This is a genomic window from Pseudoalteromonas sp. TAB23, from assembly GCF_000498075.1.
In the GTDB taxonomy this organism is placed as follows: Bacteria; Pseudomonadota; Gammaproteobacteria; order Enterobacterales; family Alteromonadaceae; genus Pseudoalteromonas; species Pseudoalteromonas arctica.
In genome coordinates this window covers 1-10599 of sequence record NZ_AUTP01000339.1, presented here as the reverse complement: position 1 = coordinate 10599, position 10599 = coordinate 1, and the positions used below count along the sequence as shown (strand labels likewise).

Here is a 10599-nt window from a genome sequence, read left to right as displayed (position 1 = left end):
TTGCCTTTTTTTGTGCTGTTAGAGTGTAAAATTATCTAAATCTTGGTTAGGTTCAAAATCGCCAAGCCTTTCAAGCTCAGTATCTTGCTGCATTTGCTCGTGCCAACGCGCCTCATCCCAAATTTCAAATTTATTCATCAAACCAACTAGCATGATTTTTTTGCCAAGTGATGCATGAGCCCTTAGTGACGGCGCAAGCAAAATTCGACCATTTTTATCAAGTTGATATTCAGTAGCATTCCCGAGCAACATACGCTGCATTCGACGGGCTCGTGGGTTCATATTGGAGATTTTAGCTAAACGGCTTTCTATTTCGAGCCACTCAGCCAGCGGATACAACCATAAACACGGCTCATTTAATGCGACGGTACAAATAACCGTTCCCTGATCTTCAGACAATAGAGATTCTCGGTACTTAGTCGGTACCGCAAAACGCCCCTTATCATCCAAACTCAGTGAACTCGCGCCACGAAACATAAAAAACCTACTTTAAAATTGTTTTATTCAACTTTTGTTTATTTTTATCCAGTGTGATCCACTAAAAACCACTTTTTACCACAGTGCTCCAGTTTAGGGCTTGACAAGCCATTTTGTCAAGTAAGCTGACCAGCTTTAGTAAGTCCCAAAGCTAGAAAAAATAAGGGCTCAAGCGAAGCGTTTGAATTACGTGGGAAAAAGTGGGATTGTGATGAAAAAAATATCTATTCTGTTTTTTATAACTTTCTGTTTACACGCTTTGCTTACTGAATAACCAATGAATATTTACAACTTTTTAAGCATTTTCACTCCCTTTGTAAAATTTACCTAACCGTGTAGTAATAGTTACTGTTTGCTTTAAATTACCAAATATGAAAAGTTATATATAAACAATAAAAACCAATAAAATCAATAGGTTAAAATAAATAACAAGTTTGGTTTAATCATTGCATCATCTAAATCACTATTTAAATTTTTAACTTATTAAGGATTGATTATGGCTACTGCAACAAATACGAAACCAAACACAACTTCAGATGTTAAGCCTGACGTTAAACTAACAAATACTGAATCACCTCTTACAGAGAAAGCAACATCAGCGGCGCACGATGCTGTAGATGCACTTTCTAGCAAAGCAGCAACAGCTGAAAGCAGTGTTCGTAAAGGCGCTTCGAGTTCAGCAGAAGCACTAAGCGAAAAACAGCTTATTGCACGCGAAAAGTTAAGTGAATGTACAGCTAAAACCCGTGCATTTGCTTCTGAAAATCCATTAGCAACCGCGGGTATTGCTTTTGCTGCGGGTATGCTGATTACATCACTATTTCGTCGTAAGTAATCAGTGATGAATAACCCACAAACAAGCGCAGCCAAGGATGGTGAAGCGCAAAACCAAACAACTGAGCAGCAGAGCCAAAAGGACGATTGGCAAGATCATATTGCAAAGCTTTTAGAGTACTCTAAGCAGCTCAAGGATGATTACCAAACTCAAGGAAAGATCACCCATCAGCTTGCTAAAGCTGAATGGCGGTTATCGCTTAGATCGCTTGCATTGATCACTATATTTTTAGGCTGTTTTGCCAGTGGTTTGGTTTTGTTGTGGGCAGGATTTCTAGGTGCTGTTGGATACGGTGTATATGATCTTTTTGGGTCAGTATGGCTAAGTATTGCAACAGCTACTTTGCTGCAAGTTGCTTGTTTAGCATGGCTTTGGAAAAATACGGTTTACCTAAGCAATAAAATTGGCTTTAGTAAAACACTTAAAAGCTTAAAACAACTGTTTAACTTATAAGGAAATTACTATGTTAGTTAACTACTTAATTAAAGCACCTAATGAAAACGTTGATGCTCTGAGTAAGCAAACGGATACGCGCAGTGAGTTAAAACGCCAACATCATGCAGCGTTTCAATATAGACTAAAGCGTTTTGCCGCAACTAAAGTGGGACTAACAAGTGCCTTTTTAGCCGGTGCAGCTGTACAAGCAGGAAAAGGCGAAACCAGCTTGGTAAGAAAATACGGCTGGCTTGTTAGGTTGTTTGCTTAAACGTTAAACATTTCTACCGTGATCAGATAAGTAACCAACACTTGGGCCACTTGGCACAACTTGTGTTGGATTGATCATTGTATGGCTAAAATAGTAATGACGTTTAATGTGGTAAAAATCAACTGTCTCTGCTACTCCCTTAACCTGATATAACTCTCTAAGGTATCCGCTCAAAGCAGGATAGCTTTCAATTGTGCGTAAATTACATTTAAAGTGACCAACGTACACACTATCAAACCGAATGAGAGTGGTGAATAATCGCCAATCTGCCTCTGTGAGGTTATCCCCTGTTAAATACCGCTGCTTGCTCAGTATCCCCTCTACTGTATCGAGTGCTTTAAATACATCATTAAATGCCTCTTCATACGCATCCTGAGTTGTTGCGAACCCCGTACGATAAACACCATTATTTATACTTGGATAAATCAACGCGTTTAATTCATCAATTTTTGGTTGCAGCGTCTCAGGATAGTAATCATCTTTATTACCTGTTAATTCATTAAATGCACTATTGAACATACGTATAATATCGGCAGACTCATTACTGACAATTTTATTTAACTTTTTATCCCACAATACAGGTACGGTGACTCGCCCGGAATACTTAGGATTATTTTTTGTATACACTTGATGTAAGTAGTTACTATTAAATAAAGCATCACCAGTACTGTGGTTTTGCGTATCAAAAGCCCAACCACTATCAAGCATATCAGGGCTAACAACCGACACCGTAATTAAATCTTGTAACCCTTTTAACGCTCTAAATATAAGCGTTCGATGCGCCCAAGGACACGCAAGTGATACATATAAATGATACCTGTTCGCTTGTGCTTTAAAACCGGCCTCGCCCGTTATTCCAGCGCTACCATCAACAGTTACCCAGTGACGTAACTGCGCAGTTTCGCGTTCAAACTTACCGTTACTTGAATCGGTGTCGTACCATTTATCTTGCCATTGACCGTTAACTAATAATCCCATAAAACTCTCCTAAAAATACCGTTAAATTTTGCCAAACTCGCCGTTTTGATAATCACGCACTGCTTGCTGTACTTCAGCTTGAGTCGTCATTACAAACGGCCCCATATGAGCAATCGGTTGATTGAGTGGATCGCCGGCTAAAACCAATACACCAGCGCCTTGTTCAGAGCTAATATTAATATCACTACCTGGTTCTAAAATAAGTAACTTGCCCGTTGGTATTGTTTGATTGTCGCTCATTATTAGTGAGCCGCTATGAATATAAAGCATTACTTTTTGTTGGCTAATAGGTTCTAAATTCATGCTTTTACCAGCGGGTAATGTAATATCAGCGAGCGCCGCATTAGCAGCTAAACTTTGCAGAGCGCTTGTAAGCGTTTCACTTTCGAACTGCCACGATCCCGCAAGTGCTTTTAACGTCACACCTTGCGTATTTGTAAAACTCGGAGCTGGGTTTTTAGTAGTATCTTGATAACGTGAATCACGCATTTTTTCTGCGCTTGGCATGTTGATCCAAATTTGAAAGCCATGCAAACCGTCAACAGCATCCGCGAGTGGCATTTCACTGTGCATGACGCCGCGCCCTGTACTCATCCATTGCACATCACCTGCTTTAATTGCTTCTCTGTTACCCATTTGGTCACGATGTTCAAAGCCACCTTTTAGAATATAAGTAAACGTTTCAATACCTCGGTGCGGATGCTCAGGAAAGCCTCCCATATAATCTTTTTTGTCGTCTGACTTAAGTTCATCAATCATTAAAAAGGGATCTAAATATTTACCATCAAACCCAGGTATACGGCTAATACTCACACCATCGCCATCTTGAGTTGCATAAGCTGTAAGTATTTTTGATATTTTCATTTATTAATTCACTCTAAAGAATAAGTTTATGGGGTTATTAAATCATCCATTAAACAAAACAACTATGTCTTTAAATCGACCTTAACATTCCAAAAAATAGAACTATAATGATTCATTGGTTACATTTTCAACCTTATAATTACTATGGTTATTTGGAGTGAATTTGGCTACAATTGTTATTGCAAAATACAAAACTAAGGAATGGTTATTTTTACTTATTCTCTCAAACATCAGCTTTATCGTTTACTTATATTGCTAAGTATTCCGGGCACCGCTGTAATTATTTTTACACTGCTGCTTGAACGCGATCACTCTATTGAGCAAAGTGAAAAAAAAGTAGAAAATATTGCTAAGCAATTAATTTTACAGCAAAAGCACTTAGTCGATGATATTGACCGTTTAGCGCGTTATTTGGCTAAAGAGGAAAGTAAGAAAGAAAATTTAGCAACGACCTGCCCTAATTATTTTAATCAATTTAGATCTATTTACGCACATGTTGCCAATATCGGGATTATAGATCCAAATGGCATTGTTATATGCACAACAAGCGGGTTAGCCAAAACAATTAATATTGCCGATCGGGCGTATTTCCAAAACGCCTTAAAAAGTAACCAATTGTCGGTAGGTTATTTTCAGCACGACCGAAGTCTGCAAAAAAACACCCTTAATTTTGCGTTACCTATTATTAATAAAAAAAATGTAATTCAGGGCGTTGTAGTTATCGTTGTTGCGCTTGACTGGTGGAACAATGCTTTTAATGACATTGAACTTCCGCCAGGCTCTATTGCTGCAATTGCTGATTCTAACGGAAAAATTTTAGCGCGTTATCCACCTACAACGGCCGCTCTTGGCGATAATATTGCACAGACTTTATTAGCAACTGATTCTTCGATTGATAATGAGGCATCAACAAAAATAAAATCTATTGAAGGTGAAGCCCGAATGCTTCATCACTCTGTTATTTACAGCGATCCAAGTAATAACAGCTTAAATATACATATCGCACTTCCTGTCACACATGCTTTAAAGCAAATAAATAATAATTTTTTTATAGCGATTGGTGTGTTTATTTTATCGCTGCTGATGCTGTCTTTAATTGCACGTAAACTACTTAAAACCAGCATTATTGACCCAATTAATAATCTAACAAATGCAACAAACGTATTGGCTAAGGGCGAGATGCCCGCACAAAAAATACAACCCAATAATCCAGAGCTAAATACTCTCTATCAGCGTTTTAAATCAATGGCGCAAACTCGGTTAACAGCTGAAGCTAATTTAAAAAACAAGCATGATGAGCTTACTAGCTTGCTTAATACTCTGCCCGATAGTTACGTTAGAATTAACATCCATGGCGATATTCTCAACATAACAGGACAGTTTAAGCCCCAAGTAAATCCTAACAGCACGGTAGTACCTCATTTATCATCAATACTTTCACACAGCAATGTTCAGCTTTTGTTATCGCAGTTATCTAAACTTGATGTTTCGAGCAATTTAGAATTCACACTCGAAAAATCAGATCCTAAACGCAGCTTTGAAGCACGTATTAGCGCAATGCAAAGTAAAAATGAATACGTTGTTGTGCTACGAGATATAACACAACGAAAAGTAAATGAAGAAGCACTCCACCTTGCCTCACTAGTGTATAACAACAGTAGTGAAGGCATGGCAATCACCGATCCAACGGGCATTATATTTGATGTAAATCCTGCGTTTTGTAAAACGACTTTATATAGTAAAGAAGAAGTTATTGGCCGGTCCTCTTCAATTCTTTCATCAGGAAAACATGATAAGAATTTTTACAATAAAATGTGGTCTGAATTACAGCAAACAGGCCGCTGGCAAGGCGAGGTTATTAACCGTAAAAAAAACGGGCAGCTTTATTCTGAGTGGCTCACAATCGATACTATTTATGATACAAACAACGCACCTATTCGTCGTATCGCGATATTCACAGACCTCACAGAAAAAAAACAAGCTGATGAAACCATTTGGCGACAAGCTCATTTTGATCACCTAACTGACTTACCAAATCGTTTAGAGTTAAAGGAGCGATTAAATCAACGATTTTCAAATGTTGTTACTCCAGATAATCAATTGGTTGTCATGCTTTTAGATATTGATCACTTTAAAGATATTAATGACACATTAGGCCATCACTATGGCGATAACTTATTAAAACTCGTATCTCAGCGTATAGTCCAGTCGGCAAAAAACGCTGAGTTTGTGGCACGAATTGGGGGAGATGAGTTTGTTATTGTATTTAGTCACATTAAAAGTACGCGCCATATTAATCAAATTGCGAGTAATATTTTACTTAGTCTATCGTCAGCTTTGCATCTTGAAAACGAAGAGTTATTTATTAGTGCAAGCATAGGCATTGCTTGCGCTCCTAATGATGGTGAAAATACTGAACAGCTTTTAAAGGCAGCCGATCAGGCTATGTATAAAGCAAAAAGTAATGGTCGTAACTGTTTTGAGTTTTTCTCTGCTGACATGCGCGAATATGCACACGCGCGCATGGTGCTATTAAAAGACTTACGAAGTGCCATAGAACTTGAACAGTTTGAGTTATTTTATCAGCCCATAGTTGCTTTAAATGATTTACATATTCATAAAGCGGAAGCGCTTATTCGTTGGCAACATCCCGAAAAAGGCCTAATTAGCCCTATCGCATTTATCCCACTTGCTGAAGAAACCAGGCAAATAAATGCAATTGGTCAATTTGTATTTGCCCAAGCTTTGCAAACACTTAACGATATAAAAACACTAACCGATGATACTTTTCAAATAAGTGTAAACGTATCGCCAGTGCAATTATCCACGCCAGAGAGTGGCATAGATGAATGGTACGATATGCTAAAAGCAGCAAAACTGCCTGCTTCGTCAATTGTCGCAGAAATAACTGAAGGCTTAATGGTTAACCCTGAAGCACTTACGCAAAGACGCCTGAAAGAAATAGTAAAATCAGGTATGCAGCTTGCTCTTGATGACTTTGGTACCGGGTATTCGTCGCTCGCTTACTTACAAGAAATGGACACCGACTATTTAAAAATAGATAAACGTTTTGTTGATAATATTCAAATAGGCAGCCAAGAACTTGCATTGTGTGAAGCCATCATTGTTATGGCACATCAGTTGGGCTTAAAAGTAATCGCCGAAGGAATTGAAACTAAATTACAAATGCAGCTACTACTTGAAGCAGGATGCGATTACGGTCAAGGTTATTTATTTTCAAGACCTTTAAATAAAAGCAGTTTTATGGCACTTCTAGCTGATAAAAAAGTAGCTTTATTAAAATAAATAGACAAAAAATCACTGTTACGCAATAAATAATGCGTCTGCGCGGTCAAGTTAAGCAATCAGATATAAAGTAGTAACAGGATTTAAAAATGGCAAAAGCAACATTAGAGCAATGGCGAATGTTTAAAGCGGTTGTGGATCATGGCGGGTTTGCAGGCGCAAGCGCAGCTGTACATAAAAGTCAGTCAACCGTACACCATGCTGTGCAAAAACTTGAAGCCGCCTTGCAAATTAAGTTGCTTGAAGTAAAAGGCCGTAAAGCATTTTTAACCGATAGCGGTAAGCTGATTTTACGCAGAGCCGAGTTTTTAATTGAGGAAGCGACTAAAATAGAATCGGTAGCAAGTACACTAAGCGAAGGCGTGGAAAGCACATTAAAAATAGCTGTTGATGAAGTTTTTCCACACGCTATTTTATATCAAGCACTTGCTAAAACGAGTGAGCTTTACCCTCTTTTAAAAATTGATTTAGTAGAAAGCGTGCTAACAGGTGCAAACGAATTATTACATAACTCAGTGGTTGATTTAGCTATTTCGTCAATTCCTATCTATGGAATTAGTTGCAGTACGTTATGCGATATAGAGTTTATAGCGGTTGCGCATAAAGACCATGTATTACACCAGCATACTGAACAACTCAACTTTCGTGATTTAAAGCTACACCGGCAGATAGTAGTGCGCGATTCAGCAACCCACACCAGTCACAATGAAGGCTGGCTAGGGGCAGATATGCGCTGGACAGTAAGCCACTTACGTAACTCTATTGATATGGTTAGTCAAAATTTAGGTTACGCTTGGCTGCCAAAAACACAAATTGCACATTTAATTGAAGATCAAACCCTCATTGCACTTAATTTAGACCAAGGCACAACCCGCACTCTTAATTTATATTTAATGTGCAACGACAACGACAGGCTTGGTCCTGCAGCACAAGAGTTTAAAGAGCAAATTACTGCACTTACTAATTTAGCTAATTAATAGCTATTCATTTTTTACATCGAGGTGATCTGCTACATAGGCGCCTCGCTGCCCACGCTCTTTAGCCGGCCCTACAGTGCTATCTTTGCCTGTTTGCTGCTCAGTAGCTGCATTAATTACAGCACCTAATGTGATTATGTAGGCGCTGATATACAACCACATCAGCATGATCACTACACCACCTAGTGAACCATAAGTTTCGTTGTAACTAGAAAAGCGCGATACATAAAATGAAAAACCTATAGATGCCAAAATCCAAAGCACGGTAGCAATAGACGACCCCATTGTGATCCAACGCCATTTAGCCGGTTTACGATGTGGGGCATAACGATATAAAAGTACCAATGCAAAATTAAAGGTAAAAGCTAATAATGGCCAAGAAATGAGTTTAATTAATAAATCTATACTTTCTTTTAGTCCCACTAAATTAAGTACAATAGGTAAAATACCAATAATTAATAGCGCAAAAATTGCGACTACAATCGCTCCTACCGAAAATAAAAAGCGCACTAGTTGAGCCTGAAAAAATGAGCGTTTTTCATACTCACGATAACTAATATTACATGCAGTAATAAGTGCTTGGCTGCCCTTTGAGCTACTCCAAATAGTAAGTATGAGCGTACCAATTGCACTTAAGCTCAAGCTTGCACTTGATGTTTTAGCTAGGCTAGAAACCTGAGATAAAATTAGTTCACTGGTGCTTGGTGGAAGCAAAGTAACTATTTTACTTAAGTGCTCACTAATATCTGTTGGGGATGAAAAGTACGCATACACTGATACCATCGCCGCAATGGCTGGAAAAATAGCAAGTAACGCATAAAATGCNCAGCCACTATAGATAAGTTATCTTCACTCATTTGCTTAAAAATACGTTTAACAATATCCCACCAACCTATAAAAGGGATATGTGCAGGCTGCTCTGCTTGCTGTCCTCGTTTAGCTTCTTTCATTCTAAACCTCAATATTTGTATTACGTTACTACAGCAAAATATTTGCCAAGTTATAAGTGTTTGGTACCAAACTTGCTAATATTTATCTATAAATGACTCTAACACGGAAGATAAGCCATGCTCGGCATCCTAAAAAGCAGTGTAGCGCTAAATAATACAACACCAATAACTGAAGTGATCAAAGTTGATACACTTTCGTGGAATTTCTTTTATGAGCAAGGCGTGCAATTACTTCACGTAACAGCGCAAATATTACCCACTCTTTTACTCGGCATAATGCTTTTAATACTCAGTTACTTAATTTCAGGACCACTTTCTAGATTACTAATCAAACCCATTGACTATATGACTGACAGCAAGCTTGTTCACCTAGTCATAAGGCGCAGCATAAGCACCCTAATAATTTTATTTGGGGTGTATTTATTTTTACGTTTGGCAGGGCTTACTCAGTTTGCTGTTGCTATTATGAGTGGGACGGGGTTAATAGGTTTAATACTCGGCTTTGCTTTTAGAGACATAGCAGAGAACTTTATTGCTAGTTTATTACTGAGCGTACAAAGACCTTTTAAAATTGACGATGTAATTGAAGTAGATGGCCGATTAGGTATTGTTAAAAAAGTAACCGCAAGAGCAACCACGCTTGTTGATTACGATGGCAATCATATTCAAATACCCAATGCGACTGTATATAAAAATACCATTAAAAACCTGACTGCCAATCCAAAAATGCGCGGAAAAGTAGAAATTGGTATTGGCTACGATAACGATATACGCAGCGCACAAACCCTCGCCCTAGATATTGCCAATCAACAAAACGCAGTACTTAGCGACCCACCCGCGCAAGTTTTAATAAAAAATTTAGGCTCATCTACTATTAACTTCGTTTTGTATTTTTGGGTTAATAGCGAGCAGCACAGTCCATTAAAAGTAGCCTCACAACTTATGCGCGAATTAGTCAATGAGTTCACAAAACAAAACATTAGCATGCCTGATGACGCACGAGAGAGAATTATACTCACCGACCCTAATGAAAATGTTTCTAGTTTAGAGGAAAAACAACCATCGCAAATACAAAGCGAAAAAAGTGAAACTGTTGAGCAAACTAAAACGCTTGATGATGTAAGCAGTGATACTGACGAAATACGTGAACAAGCAGAGCAATCTCGCGATCCAGAACAAGGGAAAAATATTATTTAATAATGCTGAAGTTGTATTAACTAAAATTTAGACACAAAAAAGCCCGCAGTATTAACTGCGGGCTTTTTATTGAATGAGTGAGTCAGCCTATAAGCCGGGTTTTGTCCTTTCCGAAGAAAGTGATAATCATTCGTCTAGGCCATAAATCGCTCTATGGCTCAAGCAACCTACCCGGTTCCAACGTGGGCCACGCCATAAGGAACCCTATTTGGTCTTGCTCCGAGTGGAGTTTACCTTGCAACCGACTATTACTAGCGGCCCGGTGCGCTCTTACCGCACCCTTTCACCCTTACCAATCGAGATTGGCGG

Annotated in this window: 9 protein-coding genes, 1 other RNA gene and 1 pseudogene; 6 read left to right on the top strand and 5 right to left on the bottom strand. The window is 38.5% G+C overall.

From position 1 onward, the window contains the following. Positions 1-18: 18 nt before the first annotated feature. On the bottom strand, positions 19-477 hold the full coding sequence (gene mraZ / locus L654_RS0122645) for a division/cell wall cluster transcriptional repressor MraZ (protein WP_007582904.1): 459 nt from the start codon (positions 475-477) through the stop codon (positions 19-21). Between the two features lie 496 nt (positions 478-973). Here mraZ and L654_RS0122640 point away from each other — a divergent pair, with 496 nt between their 5' ends. The 3 genes from L654_RS0122640 to L654_RS0122630 are packed head-to-tail and all read left to right on the top strand — an operon-like array spanning position 974 to position 2018. Then, positions 974-1312: a hypothetical protein gene (locus tag L654_RS0122640; RefSeq protein ID WP_010554292.1), complete on the top strand. Its 339-nt coding sequence runs from the start codon at positions 974-976 to the stop codon at positions 1310-1312. Between the two features lie 6 nt (positions 1313-1318). Beyond that, positions 1319-1765: a hypothetical protein gene (locus tag L654_RS0122635; protein WP_024590208.1), complete on the top strand. Its 447-nt coding sequence runs from the start codon at positions 1319-1321 to the stop codon at positions 1763-1765. Between the two features lie 10 nt (positions 1766-1775). After that, complete coding sequence (locus L654_RS0122630) at positions 1776-2018, top strand: hypothetical protein (protein ID WP_024590207.1); 243 nt, start codon at positions 1776-1778, stop codon at positions 2016-2018. Between the two features lie 3 nt (positions 2019-2021). On the opposite strand, the gene L654_RS0122625 is transcribed toward L654_RS0122630, so the two are convergent. After that, positions 2022-2996, bottom strand: coding sequence for a glutathione S-transferase family protein (locus L654_RS0122625; RefSeq protein WP_024609125.1), 975 nt, complete (start codon positions 2994-2996; stop codon positions 2022-2024). Positions 2997-3017: 21 nt separating this feature from the next. Further along, a complete protein-coding gene (locus L654_RS0122620) occupies positions 3018-3860 on the bottom strand; it encodes a pirin family protein (protein WP_024609124.1) in 843 nt (280 codons plus the stop codon). A 201-nt stretch (positions 3861-4061) separates the two neighbouring features. On the opposite strand from L654_RS0122620, the gene L654_RS0122615 reads away from it, so the two are divergent. Further along, positions 4062-7166 carry an EAL domain-containing protein gene (locus tag L654_RS0122615; protein WP_024590204.1) on the top strand — a complete coding sequence of 1035 codons (3105 nt, stop codon included), beginning with the start codon at positions 4062-4064 and terminating at the stop codon, positions 7164-7166. An 89-nt stretch (positions 7167-7255) separates the two neighbouring features. Further along, on the top strand, positions 7256-8143 hold the full coding sequence (locus tag L654_RS0122610) for a LysR family transcriptional regulator (protein WP_010554286.1): 888 nt from the start codon (positions 7256-7258) through the stop codon (positions 8141-8143). 3 nt (positions 8144-8146) lie between these two features. On the opposite strand, the pseudogene L654_RS01000000126650 reads toward L654_RS0122610, so the two are convergent. Then, positions 8147-9093: pseudogene (locus L654_RS01000000126650) on the bottom strand (YihY/virulence factor BrkB family protein). 117 nt (positions 9094-9210) lie between these two features. On the opposite strand from L654_RS01000000126650, the gene L654_RS0122600 reads away from it, so the two are divergent. After that, on the top strand, positions 9211-10290 hold the full coding sequence (locus L654_RS0122600) for a mechanosensitive ion channel family protein (RefSeq protein ID WP_024609123.1): 1080 nt from the start codon (positions 9211-9213) through the stop codon (positions 10288-10290). Between the two features lie 74 nt (positions 10291-10364). Here L654_RS0122600 and rnpB read toward each other — a convergent pair. Then, positions 10365-10599: RNase P RNA component class A (rnpB, locus tag L654_RS1000000127100), an RNA gene on the bottom strand; the annotation flags it as partial.